Annotated in this window: 20 protein-coding genes, 1 tRNA gene and 1 riboswitch (1 of these 22 running past the window's edge); of the genes, 12 read left to right on the top strand and 9 right to left on the bottom strand. The window is 40.9% G+C overall.

Annotation, left to right across the window (positions count from 1 at the left end; genetic code table 11):
- Positions 1-1,627: the 5' portion of an adenine deaminase gene (gene ade, locus ACXACN_RS00145; RefSeq protein ID WP_474961350.1), read on the bottom strand. Its footprint begins 110 nt before the window's first position; only the first 1,627 of its 1,737 coding nucleotides appear in the window; it begins with the start codon at positions 1,625-1,627; the stop codon falls past the left edge of the window.
- Positions 1,628-1,678: 51 nt separating this feature from the next.
- Positions 1,679-1,780, bottom strand: a riboswitch (purine riboswitch).
- A 136-nt stretch (positions 1,781-1,916) separates the two neighbouring features.
- Between ade and ACXACN_RS00150 the strand changes: the two genes are divergently transcribed.
- Positions 1,917-3,089, top strand: coding sequence for a TraB/GumN family protein (locus tag ACXACN_RS00150; protein WP_474961352.1), 1,173 nt, complete (start codon positions 1,917-1,919; stop codon positions 3,087-3,089).
- Positions 3,090-3,207: 118 nt separating this feature from the next.
- The gene (locus ACXACN_RS00155) at positions 3,208-3,720 is read left to right on the top strand and encodes a hypothetical protein (protein WP_474961354.1); all 513 of its coding nucleotides are present in this window, start codon (positions 3,208-3,210) and stop codon (positions 3,718-3,720) included.
- A 242-nt stretch (positions 3,721-3,962) separates the two neighbouring features.
- Here the strand turns inward: ACXACN_RS00155 and ACXACN_RS00160 are convergent, their stop codons facing one another.
- The 6 genes from ACXACN_RS00160 to ACXACN_RS00185 all read right to left on the bottom strand — a co-directional run bounded on the left by ACXACN_RS00160 (position 3,963) and on the right by ACXACN_RS00185 (position 9,198).
- A complete protein-coding gene (locus ACXACN_RS00160) occupies positions 3,963-4,433 on the bottom strand; it encodes a VOC family protein (protein WP_474961356.1) in 471 nt (156 codons plus the stop codon).
- A gap of 898 nt (positions 4,434-5,331) precedes the next feature.
- Positions 5,332-5,760, bottom strand: a complete 429-nt coding sequence (locus tag ACXACN_RS00165; RefSeq protein WP_474961358.1) for a hypothetical protein — start codon at positions 5,758-5,760, stop codon at positions 5,332-5,334.
- Between the two features lie 264 nt (positions 5,761-6,024).
- Complete coding sequence (locus tag ACXACN_RS00170; protein WP_474961359.1) at positions 6,025-6,816, bottom strand: methyltransferase domain-containing protein; 792 nt, start codon at positions 6,814-6,816, stop codon at positions 6,025-6,027.
- Positions 6,817-6,869: 53 nt separating this feature from the next.
- The gene (locus ACXACN_RS00175) at positions 6,870-7,511 is read right to left on the bottom strand and encodes an alpha/beta family hydrolase (protein WP_474961360.1); all 642 of its coding nucleotides are present in this window, start codon (positions 7,509-7,511) and stop codon (positions 6,870-6,872) included.
- 47 nt (positions 7,512-7,558) lie between these two features.
- Positions 7,559-7,978, bottom strand: a complete 420-nt coding sequence (locus tag ACXACN_RS00180; RefSeq protein ID WP_474961362.1) for an NUDIX hydrolase — start codon at positions 7,976-7,978, stop codon at positions 7,559-7,561.
- A 176-nt stretch (positions 7,979-8,154) separates the two neighbouring features.
- Positions 8,155-9,198: an IS1595 family transposase gene (locus tag ACXACN_RS00185; protein WP_474966771.1), complete on the bottom strand. Its 1,044-nt coding sequence runs from the start codon at positions 9,196-9,198 to the stop codon at positions 8,155-8,157.
- A 278-nt stretch (positions 9,199-9,476) separates the two neighbouring features.
- Between ACXACN_RS00185 and ACXACN_RS00190 the strand changes: the two genes are divergently transcribed.
- From ACXACN_RS00190 to ACXACN_RS00230, 9 genes are all read left to right on the top strand, one after another.
- A complete protein-coding gene (locus ACXACN_RS00190) occupies positions 9,477-9,929 on the top strand; it encodes a hypothetical protein (protein WP_474961364.1) in 453 nt (150 codons plus the stop codon).
- Between the two features lie 1,017 nt (positions 9,930-10,946).
- Positions 10,947-11,020, top strand: a tRNA-Gly gene (locus tag ACXACN_RS00195).
- Positions 11,021-11,153: 133 nt separating this feature from the next.
- Positions 11,154-12,863: an ABC-ATPase domain-containing protein gene (locus tag ACXACN_RS00200; RefSeq protein WP_474961366.1), complete on the top strand. Its 1,710-nt coding sequence runs from the start codon at positions 11,154-11,156 to the stop codon at positions 12,861-12,863.
- 17 nt (positions 12,864-12,880) lie between these two features.
- Positions 12,881-14,014, top strand: coding sequence for a tRNA epoxyqueuosine(34) reductase QueG (queG, locus tag ACXACN_RS00205; protein ID WP_474961367.1), 1,134 nt, complete (start codon positions 12,881-12,883; stop codon positions 14,012-14,014).
- Between the two features lie 72 nt (positions 14,015-14,086).
- A complete protein-coding gene (locus tag ACXACN_RS00210; RefSeq protein ID WP_474961368.1) occupies positions 14,087-14,635 on the top strand; it encodes a methylated-DNA--[protein]-cysteine S-methyltransferase in 549 nt (182 codons plus the stop codon).
- An 86-nt stretch (positions 14,636-14,721) separates the two neighbouring features.
- The gene (locus ACXACN_RS00215; RefSeq protein ID WP_474961369.1) at positions 14,722-15,591 is read left to right on the top strand and encodes an amidase domain-containing protein; all 870 of its coding nucleotides are present in this window, start codon (positions 14,722-14,724) and stop codon (positions 15,589-15,591) included.
- A gap of 51 nt (positions 15,592-15,642) precedes the next feature.
- Complete coding sequence (gene trmL / locus ACXACN_RS00220; protein WP_474961371.1) at positions 15,643-16,119, top strand: tRNA (uridine(34)/cytosine(34)/5-carboxymethylaminomethyluridine(34)-2'-O)-methyltransferase TrmL; 477 nt, start codon at positions 15,643-15,645, stop codon at positions 16,117-16,119.
- A 326-nt stretch (positions 16,120-16,445) separates the two neighbouring features.
- Positions 16,446-16,973, top strand: coding sequence for a transposase (locus tag ACXACN_RS00225; RefSeq protein ID WP_474966773.1), 528 nt, complete (start codon positions 16,446-16,448; stop codon positions 16,971-16,973).
- Positions 16,974-17,473: 500 nt separating this feature from the next.
- A complete protein-coding gene (locus ACXACN_RS00230) occupies positions 17,474-17,782 on the top strand; it encodes a hypothetical protein (protein WP_474961373.1) in 309 nt (102 codons plus the stop codon).
- A gap of 57 nt (positions 17,783-17,839) precedes the next feature.
- Here ACXACN_RS00230 and lipA read toward each other — a convergent pair whose 3' ends face one another.
- Positions 17,840-18,784 (bottom strand): lipoyl synthase, encoded by a 945-nt coding sequence (lipA, locus tag ACXACN_RS00235; protein WP_474961374.1) that lies wholly within the window; start codon positions 18,782-18,784, stop codon positions 17,840-17,842.
- A gap of 18 nt (positions 18,785-18,802) precedes the next feature.
- Entirely contained in the window at positions 18,803-19,618 is an 816-nt protein-coding gene (locus ACXACN_RS00240; protein WP_474961375.1) for a lipoate--protein ligase family protein, read from the bottom strand.
- 192 nt (positions 19,619-19,810) lie between these two features.
- Here ACXACN_RS00240 and ACXACN_RS00245 point away from each other — a divergent pair, with 192 nt between their 5' ends.
- The gene (locus ACXACN_RS00245; protein WP_474961377.1) at positions 19,811-19,990 is read left to right on the top strand and encodes a hypothetical protein; all 180 of its coding nucleotides are present in this window, start codon (positions 19,811-19,813) and stop codon (positions 19,988-19,990) included.
- The last annotated feature ends 121 nt before the right edge of the window (positions 19,991-20,111 follow it).

The following is a 20,111-nucleotide window of genomic DNA, read 5'->3' on the forward strand; positions in this document are numbered from 1 at the left end:
GGTTGAAGTCATTGGCAAAGCCAAGGGTGGACAGATCTTTGTGAACGTCTACCAAACGTCGAGCAACTTCTTCGTACTTTTGATCCGACATCAATCCGGCTATTGGAAGAGGAAGTGATGAGAGGGAGACTCCTTCATGGAATAATGTCATTCCCCCGCCAATTTCATACAAATGCGAGATAGCTTTTACGAGATCTTCATCGTTTGTGCCTACGGCTACGATATTGTGAGAATCATGAGCAATGGTTGTAGCTATAGCTCCTTTTTGAAGCCCCATCCCTTTTACAATCCCGAGTCCAATATTCCCTGTATAATGATGTCTCTCTACAACCACTAATTTTAATTGGTCTTTCCTCACAGATGGTAGAAAGTATCCTGATTCTGTTTCCACCTCTTCAACCAGGTGGTCCGTTTTAATTTGGTTTTTATTTATTTTAATGATGTTTCCTTTTTGTGAGGTGTTCATCGGTATACGCAAATTTTCCTTTGATAGTTCGGGAAAGCGCATGCTGTTCTTGATTTTATGATTTTTTGGGATTTGGGGAGGGCCTTCATTCAAAAAGCTTCCTTGAGAAGCCACCTTTTTCCCTGCTTTGAACACTTGTGTGACTTCTAGTGCCTGTAAGTCCTCAAAAAATACGAAGTCGGCCATATAACCTGGCGCAATCGCTCCCTTATGATGTAGACCATAGCATTCGGCTGCATTTAATGTAGCCATTTGGATAGCGGTGATGGGATCGAGCCCTTGAGTTGTAGCCAAACGGATGTGATGGTCGATGCTTCCTTCCGTTAAAAGATCATCGATGTGTTTGTCATCTGTACAAAATAGGCAACGTCTGGCGTTCTTTTCGTTCACTACGGACAATAGGGCTTTCAGGTCTTTGGCGGCAGATCCTTCACGGATACTGACATACATGCCTCGCTGGAGCCGTGCAAGGGCTTCTTCTGTTGTATTACATTCATGATCGGTCTGAACCTCTGCACTTGAGTATAGATTGACAGCATGATCATCTAGTCCTGCGAGGTGACCGTCGATGTAACCACCTGATTTTAGAGTTTGTGTTATTTTTTTCAATAACTCAGGATCGGCGTTTCTGAGTGATGCATAGTCCATCACTTCCCCGAGTCCAAGAACCTGTGGGTCACTTAGAAAAGGGTGAAGGTCAGATGCCTGTAATTCAGCACCAGATGTTTCAAAAGGGGTGGCTGGCACACTGGAAGGAAGCATAAAATGAAAGTCCATGGGAATGTCTTTCGTATCGTCGAGCATGAACTGGAGGCCTTCTACCCCAAGGACGTTTCCAATTTCATGAGGGTCTGTAATCACTGTGGTCACACCATGAGGAATAACGACTTTAGCGAACTCGGAGGGCGGGACCATGGAGGATTCAATGTGTACATGAGAATCTATGAATGAAGGAGCCATGTACTGTCCTTGAGCATCAATGACTTCTCTTCCTTCATAATCACCCATCCCTGCGAAGTATCCATCGACAATCGCTACATCTTTATGAATGATGATTTCTCCATTAAATACATCGACGATTTGCACATTCTTAATAACTTGATCCGCGGGCTGTTTTTTGTTTGCTACCTTTATTCTTTTTGTTAGTGTTTCAATGTTCATCTTCCTGTTCCTCCTCCTTAAGAAGTATATCGTGTATAAAAATCAAGAGAAGGATGAGATGATCCCTCTCGTAGTCAAACCATTTACGGTGGTTCGGTAGAGACATTTGGACCTTATTTCCAAATTTATACGCAAGGTTTAATGTGTTCTATGATTAAAGGAGATTTTATCCTTCCTACAAGTGCTTGTCAATGACATGTTTTTAGGCGAAAGGATTCTCATTTGAGCTCATCTAGTTTAATATGAGGAGAGAGAGAAAATAAACGGGAAGCAAAAAAGGAAGGTTCAGATGTCTGCATTGGAAGAAAACATTACAAGAATTCACATAGATAATAAGGAATATGTGCTTGTTGGCACGGCTCACGTTTCAAAGGCAAGTGCTGAACAAGTAAAAGCTGTTATTGAGAAAGAGCAGCCGGATTCGGTTTGTGTTGAGCTGGATGAACAAAGATTTCAATCCATCCAAGATGGAGACCGTTGGAAAAACACAGATATCTTTGAAGTCATCAAGAATAAAAAAGCGACTTTGCTGCTCGTCAATTTGGCGATTTCATCTTTTCAAAGACGTATGGCAAAGCAGTTTGGAATTCAAGCAGGACAGGAAATGATCCAGGGAATTGAATCAGCGGAAAAAGTCGGAGCAGAACTTGTTTTAGCTGACCGCAATATTCAAATCACTTTCTCAAGGATATGGGGCAACATTGGATTCGGTGGCAAAATGAAACTTTTATTGTCTATCTTTTATGGCATCTTCAGTAATGAAAAAATTTCTGAAGAAGAGTTGGAAAAGATGAAATCCCAAGATATGCTTGACGGTATGCTCCAGGACTTGACGGATAACTTTCCGAAATTGAAGAAACCTCTCATTGATGAACGGGACCAATACCTCGCACAGAAAATTAAGGACGCACCAGGAGAAAAAATAGTTGCTATACTCGGAGCGGCTCATGTGCCTGGAATTAAGGAAGAAATTCACAAAGAACAAGACTTGAAAAAGCTAAAACAAAGACCGCCAAAGTCGAAGGTGCCGAAAATCATCGGATGGAGTATTCCGGTGTTGATTGTGTCCATTATTCTTTACACTTTCTTTTCGAATCCGGCAGCGGGTACACAGCAAACGATCAGCTGGGTGCTTTGGAATGGTTCTTTCTCAGCGTTGGGAGCAGCAGCAGCTCTTGCTCATCCTTTAGCGGTTGTATCAGCATTTATTATGGCTCCGATTACATCGTTAAACCCATTGATTGCGGCAGGATGGTTTGCTGGGATTGTACAAGCCTACTTCCGTCGTCCAAATGTAGCGGACTTTGAAACGTTGTCAGATGATGTAACAAGTATAAAAGGGTTCTGGAACAATAAAGTGACGCGGATCCTTCTTGTTGTCGTTCTTGCGAATATCGGGAGTTCGTTAGGAACGTTTATAGGCGGTGCCGATGTCATTCGATTATTCTTGGAAAACTTATAGGAACCCCGAAAAAGGAGAAGCTTATCTAGCTTCTCCTTTTTATTTACAGTTATTTCTTGTAATGTTACAATCTTGTTACAAATATATTGACCGATAATTGATAAGAAAGGGATGCATAATGAGTAAGTTCATAAAAGGGACGTCTATTCTAGGTGTACTGGCGCTCGGATTTGGAGTGTGGCAGCTCACCAAAATAGATCAGCAGGAGAGTGTCGATGTTCAAGCCTCGTCAAACGAAGGTCAACAATCCTATGCAACAGTAATTATTGATCAAACAGAGCCTGAAGAGATGGAAGTGTCCACTATAGAGGAATTCGTTGATGACACGACCCTTCAATCCATTCAGGAGAATGAAGAAATGAAGCAACTGATTTACGGACTCGGGCGAAGCGTAGAGGAAGACTTGAAAAAAGATCAGATAGATACAGAGGAAGAGTGGAAAACTTTAGAGAAAGATACAAAAGAAAAGCAGCTGATGATTAAAGAGTTACTGGAAATTACAAATCATGATGATTTAAAGCGATTAGCCTCTAAAGCCTTCAACAATTTAGAACAAACGATTCAAAATCGACAGTTGGCTTATTATAAAGAAGCCGTGGCCTCTTTCAAAGCCCTTTCTGATCAGCTATAGATCCTATGTGGTATTCATTTCATAGTCAACCCCGTAACCATTGAGAACCTTCTTTAAGTTTGGCTCTGTTAAAGTTCAGTGTTGATATTACTACAAAAAAGGAACTTCCATAAAATTGGAAGTTCCTCGTTCTTATATTTGCCTTATTCAACTAAAGCCCCCAATACAGAAAGACTCGAATTTGAGATATATCTTAGCTTTTCTTTTACTTTAGTCTCCATTTGTATCGTCTATGCTCCATACTACTTCGTTAATTTATTTAATTCTTCCCATTCACTTAGATACATTTTCTCTGTCAAATTGTTAGGATTACCAATTTTACAAATGAACTCTAAACTATTTCCATCCGGGTCATTAAAATGTATCTTTGCATGACCAAACTCTTCATTAGGATTTGGCATCACAAATGGTTCAGTAGGCTCAAAACCAAAAGCTTTTCTCGGTTTATAACCTTTAGTTGTTAGCCAGTTAATCGAGTTTTTCAGACCATCTAAAGATACTTCAAAAGCTATATGTCTAATTGAAGGATGATACTCTACCTCAACTTTATCGGTTTTCCATAAGCCAATCCAACTTTGGTCTTTCACAATCCATAAGAAAGCTAATCTATCTTCCACTTTATGGTCAAACTTCAACCCTAGCCCTTCATAGAATTCAATCGACTTATTCAAGTCACTTACCGGCAAATGTGCTTCGTATAGACCCTTAATCAATGAAAACACCTCCTATATTTTTTATCTTCAATTGCTTCAAAGCATGTTATTAAAGAAAAGCCCCCGTTACCTGAAGACTCGATATCAAGATATTAAAGCACTTCTAAACAACTTATGTAATCACATATGCATCATGATAGATTATAAGTAGACAGCTAATACTTTTATCACTGGAAAAATAAAAAGGATAGCTGCAACAATATATAGATACCCTCTTCTCTTTCGCTTGGTCTTAACCTGTTCAACTCCTATTAGAAAAAAGAAGATGAACAAAAAAGGGAGAAATATAACTGATAGTATTCGAACATTATTAACAAATAGATGAGAGAGCCCCAGTACCATAGCAATGATAGCTAAGATGAAATTCACTATTTTAAGTCCTTTCAATGTTTCCTCCCTCCTTAAAAGAATTTCTTCCATCCTCCTATAATTCCGCACAAAGACCTTATGTAACATGGTTGAATTAATTTTATACTTTGCCCCCATAAGACTAAGTGTTGAGGAAATCGTTATGACCCATAAAGAATTCCATATGGGTACGGCAATAATAGCCGTATGACAATCCAAATAATCGAAGCCAAGAATATAAAAAATACCGCGATACTTAAAGTTTGCTTATACCGTTTTTGTACTCTTGACTTTGGATTAACCAGGTCCCACACAATTCTTATTAGAAGAAGTAGCGTTACAAGAATTATCCCGTATCCAAAATGTTTGTTAAGTATTTTGGAACCAATCAAAACTGAAAAAATCCCGATGAAAGTTAGAATGTTGTCAATTCTTTTATCTACCTCTTCGTCTATGGCTATAAAATATTTTTTCAAGTTTTCAACTAACTCCCATCAATAAAGATTCTCCTTGTTTTAAGTATCATGGTTAGACTATTTCAATTACTAAATCAATCCACTTTCACGACAGGGTCCTTACTACTTAGAATTTCAAATAAATATTGCTCTTCGGTAAAACCAAAACACGTTAGCTCACTAGGGTCCCCAATAGCTGCATTAAGATCGAGTTGCCATTGCATGAATTGTGAATTTCCCACTTTGAAGTAAGGCCAAACACGGCCTTGGGCAACAGAAAACTCATCAACAAAATCTGCATGAATTAAGTCTTCCCGATCTGCCTCCTCTGAGTACCGCACGGCAACGGGGGATTCGAACGTAAAAGTGATCTTTTTTCCTGAATCACAAAGCCCACCGTTATCATTGCTGAAAAGAAGCGTAAACTTCAATTCTATCCAGTAAGGCAGCAGTATGCATTTATCTAACGAAATGTAATGGGTACATGCTTCATGCGGAACCCATGCGTGTACAATCTGCTTCATTCCATCACCTCCACTAAACACTTTTTAAATAGGCGGTCAAACCATCCAGAAATGCAATAGTGATAATGAAGAAAAAAATCAACCAGCTATTTCAGATGCTACAGTCTTCTAGTTCTTGCTCTAGATCAAAGACACTTCCAATTCCAATTATTTCAAAAAGAAAACAAGAACTCAATTCTTTTTACAAACAAAAAGGACTTACCTTTGTTAAAGATAAGCCCCCTTTACATGAAGATTTGAAATCAAGATAAATACCGAAACGTTCTACTTTATACCGAGCTTCACAGATACGTTTAATGTTTCTTTAAACTCATTAGTGTCAGAAGAACCCCTCAATTCTTCTTTGACCTCCTTTTCAAACTCCTCAATTTTACTGCCCAAAAACCGTTTTGCCCCGTAGGAAGTGGAGTATAAGTTTCCTAGAATTGACTCAATCGTCCAATTGATCTCATATGTAGGTAAAGTGTGTACTTCAACTTCAAATTTTGAATTTGATAGGATTTCTTCGTGACTAATAACTGGATGGGTATAGATGGATTTACCAGCTCTCCGTTCTTTTCCATACCATTTTTCTATGAGTTCATTCAGTTTTACTTGCCAAGGTTTTAGCGGTTTATTTGGATCATAATTATCGATGATAGCCACTCCGCCGCCGTCAGGAATCAAGTCGTATAACTCATCTAAAACCTTGGATCTATTCATCCAATGAAATGCTTTTGCTATTGTTACGAGATTGAATTGTTCAGTATGTTCTACTTTATATTGCTCTAGTGTTCCATTAAACCATTGGATTTGACCAAACCTTATATCTTGATGAAGACGTTTAGCTTCTTCAATCATTTCTGGCTCCGTATCTATTCCAACTATTTTATTACACCAATCCGAGAACCTTAGTGTAAGTTGACCAGGTCCACACCCTAAATCCAGGAGGTTTTGCTCTCCATTCAGAGAAAACTTTTCCACTAAAAACCTTATAAGTGATGACGGATACAGTGGTCTATATTTTGAATAATAACTTGCTGAACCCTTAAATAAATATGTCCCATACTTGTTCAAATCAGTTCCCTCCCCAATAAATCACATCATACTCTACTCTAATAACAGAAGATTCAGCTCCAAGATAAGTAGTTATTGATACTGTGAATAGTTTCCCTTAATACTGCAATGGATTCTAAAGTGTTAAATGGTTCCAACTCCAATGAATGGTTAACTCCTTGCAATTTCTTTACCGTAATGTTCTCTCTCCTATTCAATGCTTCTACCTTGTCCACAAAAAAATGATGGTCCTTTTCCCCTACAATGATCAGAAGATTACAGTGGGTTTCAAGTAGTGGTTCCATAAAAACATCATATTTTAGCAACGGGGTCAGCAAAACGAACTTTGATTCTCGGTATTCAGTAAGTAATTGATCTATTATTGGTATAGTGCCTAGAGACTTACCCAAAAATATTTTCTCTTCATAATCGTTATTTTTTAGCACATCTTTAATTATTTGTTTCACGTCACAGGTTATGAGTTGGGATAATTTTGAGATAGGAAGGTCTAATTCATCTTTACTGTAGTTGTAATGGAGATGGATTATGTCGGTATTTTCTTCTAATAATTTCATAGTTGAATAATAAAATAACGGTTTGTCATATGTATAACCTGCTCCAGAGAGCATAAAGCAAACTTTTTTAGAATTATTTTGTATATGAGTATATCTCAATTCTTTGCCGCCGTTTAACTTTACTTTTTCATCTACTCTCATAATAAAATCCACCCCTTTATGGCTAACCCTTAAGTAAAGAAATAAAACTAATCGAATATTAAGCCTAGATAGTCTCCGTGCCCTCTTATTAGATTGATTTCATCTATAGAAGATATCCAAAAGAAATTGAACTTAAGACCTTCTTCTTCTCCACCCCCAGTTGGTTTGTAAAACCACTGATCCCTGTCTTCTGTGGTTATTATTTTGTAAAAAATTCGATTATGTATTACCCCGTCGTCATTTCTCCATAGATCATTAGCTATTAATTCTTCAACAATAAAGTTTTTTAAACCAGTCTCCTCTTTAGTTTCTCGAATAACCGCATCATAAGTATCTTCTCCGACCTTTACTGTACCTTTAGGAATTTGAATTCCTGCTTCCTTAATAGGATGTTGAAATACTAATACTTGAGGATTTCCATCCCTATAACGTATTACATATCCATACGCTTTTTTAACAGGAGCCATAGACATCTTCTCCTCCCATAGTTTCGGGAAATAACCGTATTCTTAATTTTACATTTATTGTATTAATATGTCACTACAAGGTGAATATCTCGAAACTGAGTCTTCAACTAACCTGCCCTTTACTGGAAGACTCGATTTCAAGATAAATATCCGATTCGGGAAACAATATTCAATTGTCAAATCGTGAAAGTAGATAATCTAAGGGTATCATAGGTTTCGACACTTGGAAATAAATTCCCTTTTACAATCATATCATTCATCGTCACTTCATTCCGCTGATGATGGATACTCTCTAATACCTGGAACCAAGTTAGGTAATGATTGAGATACTTCGTTGCCACGCCGTTAAAGCGCTGTATCCACGCTTTCAGCCTTCGGTGGTAGTTATTGACGTTCTGAATGTGATAAAGCCCCTTGGTGCGGATTTTACCGTCTGATTTGAACTGAAAGATGTCCATCCCGTTATCAAACGCATAGGTTTTGAAGGCACGCCAAGCATCGGTGCATAACACATTCTCACTCGTAAGTTTATGACCGATGGCTTTATCTAACTGTTCTTTCGTCAAACGCCCCATCCCTAATGTCTGAGAGAAGGTCACCTTGTCACGGTCTCTTGCGACCAAGACACATACCTGTTCGTTGCTGATGCCGCGTTTCTTTGCGGAACCACCACGTTTGCGTGCTTTTCTACCGTCAATCTTTCTTTGCCCCTTTTCAGAGTACAGGAAATAGGTCTCGTCCATTTCGACGATACCTTGGAACGTTGAACTTTCCATTTGTTTTAATGCCGATAGGAGCTTGTGCCTCCAATAAAACAAGGTCACGTGTGTCACGTTTCCAATCAACTTTGCTGATTTTCTGAGCGAATACCCTTCTATCATACATTCGATAAACTTCATCCACCGATGAAGATGCCGCGTGCGGTATAAAGCGGTATTGGTGAGGTCGGTGAACGTCTTACGACAAGCTTTGCAGCGATAACGCTGTTTCTTCACTTCTTCACCGTCTACGATGGTGGAGTATTTCCCGAATCGAACAATATGTTCCGACTCGCAATCAGGACAATGATAGCCGTCCTTGTGCTTGCGTTCTGAAATCTCTTCCAGAGCCGTTCCTGTCGAGGATGACGCAGTGAGAGCGTCAATTAAGTATTCACGTAAGCGATGTTTTTCCGCCGGGTTCAATGTTTGAATGGCTTTAAGGATATCGGTTGCTCTCACAGTCGTCACCCGCTTGTATTTGATAACTTCATTATAGAACATTTGTTCGAATTGTTCAAATATCAACAACAAGCTTTAACAGAGCCTTAAGTTTAAAAAGTGACTATCCATAACCTATACATATGAAAAAAGGGAGGTTTGTCGAATGTATCAGACATTCGAAACCCCACCTCCTTTCCTGTATGGTAAAAATTGTTTATTTTCCTTTTTTTACGTTTTTTCTTTCGGAAAAAGGGGGATGTGTACAATGAATAAAATCTTAAGGAGGTTCCATTAGCATGTCCATTCATTTAAAAGAAAGATTGGGTATGGAAGAGTTAAGTCATTTGAAGACAGCCGCAATTCTTGAATTTACGGAAGAGTTGTTTGAATCAGATCAATACCGTTTATTAGAAGTTATCGATTCAGATCAACAACAATTGTTCATTGTCAATCGTAACGACCGGACGTTAACTGTGCTCAGCCTCTCCCAGGACATGGCTTTGAAAAAAGAAACCTTGTTAACAGATCGAATCATTTCCATGAAGGAATACTTTGAAGATTACAGTTTGTCAGAAAATACCCCTCCGCGTAAGATTGAAATTACCTTTATGGAGGGACGTACCTTATTGATTGAACCAGAAAGTTCCAAAGAACAAAACAAAGATTACCAACGGGATGATGTTGTAAGGCAAGTCGAAGAAGACTTTGAAAATTTGATCGCTGCATTGAAGAGTACAGTTATCTTATAAAAGAAATGAAGATTGAAAACATTGGAGAAACCGAGGCAGCTTGCCCCTCGGTTTCTTTTTGTTGTTAAAAAGAGGGGGATTAGCACTTGAAGGGTTTCCATAGTATTTTATACCGCAGTATGGACTGTATAAAATTGAGAATAAGAGGGATTATAAGGGAAAGCATCTTCTTACTATCTCTTAAAACTAGTACACTCACTCAAGCTTTTGTATTGTTTACAGCCATATGTGTTCAGATCCACAGCTAAATTGCTTGTTGGGGGTGATGGTTATGGATTCCTCTATGCTTGTCGAACTCTTCAAACTATTCATTGATTCCTTACACTTTATTGCGTTTCTTGTATTCTCCTTAATCTTTGTTTATCAGTCTAAGAAAAGTTGAAGGATGTAAATTTTAGTACATCGTAGCGAAGAAGGGAGTGGGTGGAAAAATAATATCCATTTAAGGGGTCGAGTCCCTGTATGGATCCTCCCTGATTTCCACCCACCATACCAAATAAAACTGCTCGTAAAATAGTGACTGCTCAGACCAGAACGTACGGATAACAACAGGGAGATTCAATCCATTGCATGGACGTAATTTAATGCATAAAGGATGTGCCAATTCACATATAAATTCTCACAAAAGGAATCTTTTGTTTAGGTGCTTGAGGTTATGGGGATACTATGTGAAAACGAAATTATGAAACTACAAGAGTAAAGTGAAAGTAAATTTTTCGACAAAAAAACGTAAATTTCTTGTTGCGTCGCTAGATTTCGAATGTTATGATTACAAATGTAAACGATAAGAGTTGTCCGAACAACTCGGATGAGTAATGAACCTCAACAAAATAGGAATAATATAACAATGATTCAAATGATGCGGGTGTAGTTTAATGGTAAAACCTCAGCCACGAGCTGAGCTTCCACCGAATATGCTACGAGTTGCCCCGACGGATCTAACTTCCTCGAATAACCGGGAAGAGGAAGGGGCATGATTTGGACCTGAACAAGACAAGAACAATGAACTTTAATTATGCGGGTGTAGTTTAATGGTAAAACCTCAGCCTTCCAAGCTGATGACGAGGGTTCGATTCCCTTCACCCGCTCCAATGCTATTATTTTTTATACTTATGTGAACCAACGCAGTGTTTCGTTAAATGGGTAACGAAGCATTGCGTTTTTTATTGATGAAATTTGGATAAACCCTATAATAGATCTATTCGTTTAAGGGAGGACTCCGTGATGAGAAAATTAGAGCAGCATTTGAAACAAATCGATGGAAAAAGCTACAAGGCTTATAAGCAAGTTCAAGGAACGTATTCTTTCGAGAGATATGATTTGATGATTGATTATGTTCAAGGAGACCCCTTTGCGGCTCCATCTAAAATCCGCATCCGAATTCCGGATTCCGAACGAAGAATGTCCCCTGAATGGAAGAAGGATGTTCGCCGGAAGTATTATGCTGAAGATAAGATCACAAGAGCAGTCGCGAAGACTATAAATAAAACTCAAACAAGTGTTAAAGGTTCTGGGAAGAGTGGAATGATTGCCATAGACCAACCAGGACAGGAAATATTGGAACGGACGTCGGTCACTTTGAACCCTGAGGATACGACGGTTTGCCTTACAGTAGGGCTTCCCGCTAATGGCAGAAGGATCAATGGGAAACAGGCAGAAAAGCTTTTCTTTTCCATTTTACCTGAGATCATGAACCAATCCATTTTTGCAATAAAAGATAAAGAAATTGAATCGGTGTGCCAACTCGCAGATCAGCACCAAACGATTCTCGATGAAATGAAGAATAATGACTGGATTTCTTTTGTTGCTGATGGGGCGATTCTTCCAAGGGAGAGTGGCATCAGTCAGAAACCAATGCGAGACGCTGTACCTTTTGAAAGTCCTGAATCGAACCGTGTGACGATTGACCTTCCGCATAAGGAAGAGCCGATTACAGGAATGGCTTTGAAGCGTGGAATTGTTTTAATTGTCGGTGGCGGTTATCATGGTAAAAGTACCCTGTTGAATGCCATGGAGCGCGGGGTGTATCCTCATGTGGAAGGCGATGGTCGGGAGTATGTACTGACGGATCCTTCTGCTGTAAAAGTGAGAGCGGAAGACGGCCGTCAAGTATCGACCGTAGACATTTCTCCGTTCATTAAAAACCTTCCTCATGGGACAGATACGACGAGATTTTCAACAGAGAACGCCAGTGGCAGTACTTCACAAGCGGCAAATGTTGTTGAATCCTTAGAAGCGGGCGCCTCGACATTGCTGATTGATGAAGATACGAGTGCGACAAACTTCATGATCAGGGATGAACGCATGCAGGAACTTGTTGTAAAAGAGAAGGAACCGATCACCCCGTTCATCGATAAAATTAGACAGATGCGTGAGGATCGAAATGTTTCTACCATTCTTGTTATGGGTGGGTCTGGGGATTACTTTCATGTCGCTGATGATGTGATTATGATGGATCAGTATATTCCTCATAATGTCACGGAAAAAGCGAAGCACATTGCGAGTAAGTATCCCAATAACCGCATGGAATCCGATGATGATTCTTTCGGAGAAGTACCTAAACGTTCTTTCTTACCTCAAAGCTTGCAAACACGGAAAGGGAAGAAAGAGAAAGTTCAGGCCAAAGGTATGCACAAGATTCTAATGGGCAGTCATGATGTTGCGTTAGATCATGTCGAACAGCTCGTCGATTCATCCCAAACAAGACTGATCGCTGATTTACTTCTGCATTTAGATAAAAAAGGAGTACTGAAGCGTGGCGATTCTTTACATGAACTGCTCGATAACATTGAGCGGCAATTGGACGAAGAAGGACTCGCTTCCTTTGCTCCATTTAAAGACCAGCACCCTGGTGAACTGGCTAGACCGAGACGTTTTGAAATAGCAGCAACGCTGAACCGAATACGGACAGCGAAAGTGAAAGATATAAGGTAGAAAGGAGGTGCGTCAGGGTGGATTTTCATCAGTTCAAAGAGGAAGTCATTGCTCATAGTAAAGAAATCGGGATTGATAAAATTGGGTTCGCTTCCGCAGATGTCTTCGGTGAATTAAAAGCGCGATTGAAACGGCAACAGGAGCTTGGATATCAGTCCGGCTTTGAAAAAGGCTCTGTACAAGAGCGGACAGAGCCTGGTCGGCTGCTTCCCGGAGCTCAATCCATTATTTCCATCGCCCTGGCTTATCCTTCCAAAATGCATGATGCGCCTAAAAGTAAAAAAGGGGACCGGCGTGGAATTTTCTGCCGGGCTTCCTGGGGGCAGGATTATCATGATGTGGTTCGTGATCGCCTCAACCGTTTAGGGGCTTTTTTACAGGAAAAATTCCCGGATGTGGAATTGAAATCAATGGTGGACACCGGCGAGTTGTCTGATCGGGCGGTAGCAGAGCGAGCAGGTATTGGTTTTAGTGGGAAAAATTGTGCCGTGATCACACCCGAATTTGGTTCATATGTATATCTTGGGGAGCTGGTTACGAACATCCCATTTGCCCCGGATGAACCGGTCGACGACAGTTGCGGAGACTGCAACATCTGTGTCGATGCGTGCCCGACGGATGCACTCGTTCAGGGCGGTCAGTTGAATGCCAATCGATGCATCGCATTTTTAACACAAACGAAGGATTTCCTTCCGGATGAGTTCCGGACAAAGATCGGAAACCGTTTGTATGGCTGTGATACATGCCAGACCGTTTGCCCGAAAAACCGCAAGAAGGACTTTCATAATCATGAAGAGTTCGAACCGGATCCGGAAATCGTCAAACCGAAGCTGACGCCATTGCTTTCGATATCCAACCGTCAATTCAAGGAGAAATTCGGGTTCATCTCAGGTTCATGGCGTGGGAAAAAACCCATCCAACGAAACGCGATTCTTGCTCTTGCTCATTACCGTGATGAGACAGCGATTGATGAGTTGATTCGTTTGATGAAGAAGGATCCGCGTCCCGTCATTCGTGGAACGGCTGCATGGGGACTTGGGAAGATTGGAACACCCGAATGCTTTGAAGCCATTGAAGAAGCCAAGGGTAAAGAAGAGGATGAACAAGTGCTTTATGAAATGAAAAAGGGCGTCCAATTTCAAGAACAGTAACCAAATGTACCTTTTCAACATTAGAAAGCTCTTGTATAATAGAAAAAACTGTTAAAGAAGAAGGGGTTGAATATGAACCATCAATCGTTCTTATACTATGACACATTCGAAACTCCTTTGGGGCCAATGACTGTACTAACAAATGATGAAGGCGTCTGCCGAATCGACTTTGGTCATTATGATGACCGGCTCTCGGTCTATCAATCTTGGAAAAAGAAACATTTTCTCAAAGGTGAACTGGTGTATGACCCCGAACACAAATATGTGGCACAAACGAAGCAAGAACTGTCCGACTACTTTGAAGGACATCGCCACGAATTTCATGTGCCATTGAATTGCTACGGCACTGATTTTCAACGGCAAGTTTGGAGGACGCTCCTCCACCACGTCCCTTACGGGGAGACTAGGTCCTACAAGGATGTCGCCTCTTCCATGCACGCTCCAAAAGCCATCAGAGCTGTAGGAGGAGCAGTGAACCAAAACCCCTTTTCCATCATCGTCCCTTGCCACCGGATCATCGGGAGTAACGGCAAGCTGGTCGGTTATGCCGGCGGTTTGGATAAAAAGCAGAAATTACTTGAATTTGAAAAAGAACATCAAACGATAAAACAAAATCAATAAAGCAGGCTCCAGCAAATGGAGGCTGCTTTTTTTGATGTTCATGTCCTTCTCTACTTTTCATAAGATGTAGAAAGGAGGGGAGAGGCATGAGCTGTACATATCAATTGCAAGTGTACTGGGAAAGAATCATGGATCGTCTGTTCGAGCAGGAGGACCATTCTTGGTTGAAGAAAAAAGTGAATGGGATCGAAGAGCGAGGACAACGCCTGCAGCGGCTGACTTTAACTATACATCCTTATCACCGCGTCGCTTATGAAGATCAAACGCATCTCCAATATATATTGACCTTATCCCTGCTCATTAAATCTGGGAGGTATGACTTCTTAGAGGAAGGTATCTACCATGGGGACGCACGGTTTATGGGTGAAGAATTGGTCCGTAACCATGTAGTGACAGAGAGGCGGGGAGGGGAACAAACTTCCAAGTCTTTACCATTAGAGTTTTCAAGTGACCAAGACCGTGAACAATCCAGGTTCACTTACAACCGAAGAGAAGCTGTCCGCTATGCAGATCGTTGGTGGAACAGCTACAACCCTGCTTATAAGAGCTTTGATGTCGATTGTACGAACTATGTATCCCAATGCATACGGGCAGGCGGGGCGCCAACATGGGGGGCGCCGAATCGTACGAGAGGCTGGTGGATGGGAAGCGGGAGCTGGAGTTACAGCTGGACAGTGGCTCACGCGCTCCGGTGGTATTTGGGTGGAGCAAGGAAAGGGTTGACGGCAACAGAAGTTTCTTCTGCCGATCAACTTTCACCTGGTGACATCATATGCTACGACTTTCAGGGGGATGGGAGATTTGATCACAACACATTCGTCGTAAAAAAAGACGCCAATGGCATGCCTCTTGTGAATGCTCATACCTCCAACAGTCGTCATCGCTACTGGGCGTATGAAGACTCAACGGCTTACACCCCTGACATCCAATACAAATTTTATAAAATCGGCGGCTGAAGAGTATGGTATAATAGCCTAGTTGACTAAGATTAGACTGAGGTGAAACGTATGCCTAACCATATTGTACTCTTTCAGCCGGAAATCCCAGCGAATACCGGGAATATCGCTCGTACATGTCTTGCTACCAATTCTGTACTTCATCTAATTCGTCCCCTCGGCTTTTCCACAGACGATAAGATGGTGCGCCGTGCAGGGCTGGATTATTGGCATAAAGTTCAAATCAATTACTATGACTCGATTCAGGAACTTTATGAGGCATTTCCAGAAGGCGATTTTTACTATATCGAGAATTTCGGCACGAAATCCTATGTAGATTTTGATTTTAGCGATGTAGAACAGGATTTGTTGTTCGTTTTCGGACGTGAAAGCGACGGGATTCCTAAAGACTTATTAGAAGGATTAGAGGATCGTTGTTTGAGAATCCCAATGACAGACCAAGTGAGGTCGCTGAACTTATCCAATACAGCCTCTATCATTCTTTTTGAAGCATTAAGACAGCAGGGACATCCGAATTTAATCAAATGAAGCGAAGGGCGGCCTTACAGGTCGTCTTTTTTTGGTTTCATCTTTTCGGTGTCAGGCACTACTGTATCTGGTTCCAGGCACAGGCCTTTGTATCTGGTTCCAGGTACAGGCCTTCATTTATCTGGTACCAGGTACAGGCCTTCATTTATCTGGTACCAGGTACAGGCCTTCATTGGTATGGTACCAGGTACGGGAATTTCCAATCTGGTACCTGGTACCGGATTGGAACGAGAGTGTACCGGGTTTAGAATTTTAGTTTCATGGATGGTATTAGAACTATGAAAAGAGGATTTTGTAAGTTTTTATCGAATAGTAACAAAAAGCAAATGGAAGGAGGAAATGACGTTCGAAAAAAACGGTATTGGTTCCCCGGAGCAATTTTCCACATTACTGCGAGGGGAAACAGAAGACAAAATATATTCTTAAATGATTCAGACCGATCAACGTATTTAGATATGTTAAAGAGAACAAAAGTCACGTCACCATTTAATCTCCACGCTTATTGTTTAATGAATAACCACGTACACTTACTTATCGAGACGATCGATCACCCTCCAAGTAAAATCCTTCATAGACTTCACCTTATGTACTCCAAGTATTTCAATAGGAAATACGAACTTCAAGGTCATCTTTTTCAGGGCAGATACCATGCCGAAATCATACTAAACCATCATTATTTTGTTGCAGCATGCAATTATGTTCATAGGAATCCAGAGCGTGCGAATTTAAGTCGGTTCACGGAACACCCGTTATGGACTTCTTATTGCTTTCACCTTCGTCAAGAAGGCGAAGAGGGTTTCATAACGACTGAACTTTTAGAGCTTTTGCAACTTAGATATATGAAAAGCCAATAAAGGTCTAAAAAGCTGAATGACTCTATTCGGCTTTTTATTTACCATGGTAATGTGAAATAGTGAACAGCAAACCTGGCACTATCCTTACTTTTTTTGTACCTGGAACCATAAGGTAGTTCTCCGTACCAGGAACCAAAAAAATGGAACCGAAAATAGAAGCCCCAACAATCAAAACACACAAAAAAACGCATCCCTGTCGGATGCGTTTTTGCTGCTTATTTTTTTGGCGTACCTGGTTTTGTGTCATATCCGGCACTGAAGATAGCGGTAAGAAATGCGACACAGACAAGAATAATCAATGTAAGATTCATGAGTGGTCCTCCTTTATGTAGCCAGACAAGCATGATTAATTCATATTATACCCTAATTATGGGTAGATGTGAATTGTTTGTCCAGTTAAAATTATCCTTTGCTAGGTGACACATGCCTATACGTCAGGGCGGGCGTTTACATAGAGTGAAGGGTAGGTGAATAACCAAGGATGGATTGGAGGAGCATGAATGAACCATTACCCATATTATTATGATCCTTACCAAGTAGAAGATGATCTCCGATTTGAAGATGAACGTTTCTTCTTTTTAGGTCCTTTTGCTGGTGGATTGCTCGGTGGTTTTATAGGTGGAGCACTTGCGCCAGGTTTTTATGGAGGATTTGGTGGTCCACCGCCTCCACCCCCACCTTATTATGGTGGCTATGGAGGTTATGGTGGTTACGGAGGTTATGGCGGACCTGGAGGCCCAGGAGGTCCAGGAGGCCCAGGAGGCCCAGGTGGACCAGGACCCTATGGATATAACCGACCTCCGTATTAAGGAGAATATTGGTGAAATAAAAGCCCCTCATGAACCATGTCACGAGGGGCAGTTTTTTTAGAAGTTTGTCGTATCTAGTTCTTTTCCTTGAGATTCGTATCCCTGCATATACTTGATACGACGCTGAGCAGATGTGGCATTTACTTGCTCATCAGCGTGATAAGAAGAACGCACCATAGGACCTGCTTCACAGTGTTTGAATCCTTTTTCAAGAGCGATTTCCTTAAGCTCTTCAAATTCATCTGGGTGGTAATAACGTTCAACGTTCAAGTGCTTTTTCGTCGGTTGTAAATATTGACCGATTGTCATGATGTCCACATTGTGTGCGAGTAGGTCATCCATAGCTTCGACGATTTCTTCTTTCGTTTCTCCTAGTCCGACCATGATGCTGGATTTGGTTGGTGTATTTGGACGGATTTCCTTTACGCGTTTTAACAACTCAAGTGAGCGATCATACATTGCGCGGGCACGCACTTTTTTAGTCAGGCGACGTACGGTTTCAATGTTATGGTTAAATATGTCCGGTTCCCCATCCATAAGTGTATGAAGACTTTCGTAGTCTCCTTTCATATCAGAAGGAAGGATTTCAACGGTACACCCTGGGACGCGGCGGCGGATGGCTTTTACTGTTTCAGCAAAAACAGCTGCACCTCCATCATTTAAGTCGTCACGTGCTACAGCGGTCACGACCACGTGCTTAAGCCCCATGATCTCTACAGAATCAGCAACACGTTCTGGCTCGCCCCAATCCAGTTCATTAGGAAGACCTGTTTTAACCGCACAGAAACGGCACCCTCGTGTACAAGTATCTCCAAGAATCATGAATGTTGCCGTTTTTCGTTCACTCCAGCACTCATGAATGTTTGGACAACGAGCTTCTTCACAAACGGTGTTGAGTTTTTTATCACGCATCAGTTTTTTCAAGCCAGTGTAAGATTTGTTCGTGTTGATTTTAATCTTCAGCCATTCTGGTTTTCTTATGTACTCTTGGTTTTTGGCCAATTTTTTCACTCCTCTTCGTTATCTAGCGTAATTCCACTCGTCTGTTTCATAACGTTCTTCGGCAATCTTTCTGACTTCCTTCCACTGTGCTTCTGTAAGCTGAAAAGGCTCTAGCTTAATACCTAGTCCTTTTTCAAATCCATTTTTGAATGCATCTTTAGTCTCTTCGAATGTTACAGGTTGATCAACGATTTGGTTGATGGCTACAGCTTTGTCGCCGAACGCCTTTCGAGCGCGTTCTTTTATTCGTTCATTCTTATAGATAAACATATCAAATAGTTTAACGTCATCAACATCGATGGGGATGGATCCATGTTGGAGGATAATCCCTTTCTTTCTCGTCTGTGCACTACCGGCTGCTTTTTTACCTTCGACAATCAATTCATACCAGGACGGTTCTTCAAAACAAACCGCGGATCCTGCGACATCTAATTTCCCTTCAGGAACAGCAAACTCTGCCTGGATTCCGAGATTTGTGAATCCTTCAAGCAAACCTTTGGAAATAACAAGGTAGGCTTCTTTAACAGAGTCGGGCATGTCGGGGTGATGTTCTGAAACAATAACACTATATGTGAGTTCATTGTCATGTAGGACAGCTCGTCCTCCCGTTTGACGACGAACAAGTTCGTATCCATGGTTTTGAACACCATCTAAATCGATCTTTCCTTTGACTTTCTGAAAATACCCTACAGATAATCCCGCAGGCTCCCATCCATAAAAACGCAGCACGGGAGGAATGTCTCCATTGCGGTGCCAATTCATCAAGGCTTCATCCAATGCCATATTCATAGCAGGGGTGCAATGACCTGAATCGACAAAGTACCATGTTTCCATTTGCAATCCTTCTTTCTGTTGAGTAGCACTTTATCCTATTAAAATATTCTTAATAATTCTAACAAGGGTATATGTACGTGTCAAAATTTACTAAAGGATTTTTTTCCACTCTTTAGGACTACTTGCTTATTGCAAAAAAATGGACATACATTTTGGTTGAGTTGATTTATAATAAGGGAAGGAGGGATGATCGTGAACCAAACGTTGATTTCTAGCATCCTTTTCTTAATCAGTGCGGCCATTTGGGCATTATTAGCTATTTTTTATGATGACTTTCGGTGGCTCAATTTGTTTCTGTTTATTGCTTTTCTTGTCATGGGATTGTCGAAAAGACGCAGGTATATTCAAGAGAAGGACTACGAAGAGGACTGACATTTATGTTGGTCCTCTTTTTTATGTCATGAAAGCCTATAAGAGGCCATAGGGTGGATAAGAGGGCTTTTCCCTCCGCTATTTGACTGTTTTTTTATGGAAGTGGGTGTAAGGTTTCTTT

The sequence above is a fragment of the Halobacillus sp. AWM4_238 genome (genome assembly GCF_056158265.1).

Bases quoted from the DNA above. Each gene is read 5' to 3' on its own strand.
- trmL (WP_474961371.1), top strand. From the start codon at position 15,643: ATGCCTAACCATATTGTACTCTTTCAGCCGGAAATCCCAGCGAATACC.
- ACXACN_RS00225 (WP_474966773.1), top strand. From the start codon at position 16,446: ATGGAAGGAGGAAATGACGTTCGAAAAAAACGGTATTGGTTCCCCGGA.
- ACXACN_RS00150 (WP_474961352.1), top strand. From the start codon at position 1,917: ATGTCTGCATTGGAAGAAAACATTACAAGAATTCACATAGATAATAAG.
- ACXACN_RS00175 (WP_474961360.1), bottom strand. From the start codon at position 7,511: ATGAGAGTAGATGAAAAAGTAAAGTTAAACGGCGGCAAAGAATTGAGA.
- ACXACN_RS00180 (WP_474961362.1), bottom strand. From the start codon at position 7,978: ATGGCTCCTGTTAAAAAAGCGTATGGATATGTAATACGTTATAGGGAT.
- ACXACN_RS00210 (WP_474961368.1), top strand. From the start codon at position 14,087: ATGAACCATCAATCGTTCTTATACTATGACACATTCGAAACTCCTTTG.
- ACXACN_RS00240 (WP_474961375.1), bottom strand. From the start codon at position 19,618: ATGGAAACATGGTACTTTGTCGATTCAGGTCATTGCACCCCTGCTATG.
- ACXACN_RS00155 (WP_474961354.1), top strand. From the start codon at position 3,208: ATGAGTAAGTTCATAAAAGGGACGTCTATTCTAGGTGTACTGGCGCTC.
- ACXACN_RS00165 (WP_474961358.1), bottom strand. From the start codon at position 5,760: ATGAAGCAGATTGTACACGCATGGGTTCCGCATGAAGCATGTACCCAT.
- ACXACN_RS00215 (WP_474961369.1), top strand. From the start codon at position 14,722: ATGAGCTGTACATATCAATTGCAAGTGTACTGGGAAAGAATCATGGAT.
- ACXACN_RS00200 (WP_474961366.1), top strand. From the start codon at position 11,154: ATGAGAAAATTAGAGCAGCATTTGAAACAAATCGATGGAAAAAGCTAC.
- ACXACN_RS00190 (WP_474961364.1), top strand. From the start codon at position 9,477: ATGTCCATTCATTTAAAAGAAAGATTGGGTATGGAAGAGTTAAGTCAT.
- ACXACN_RS00230 (WP_474961373.1), top strand. From the start codon at position 17,474: ATGAACCATTACCCATATTATTATGATCCTTACCAAGTAGAAGATGAT.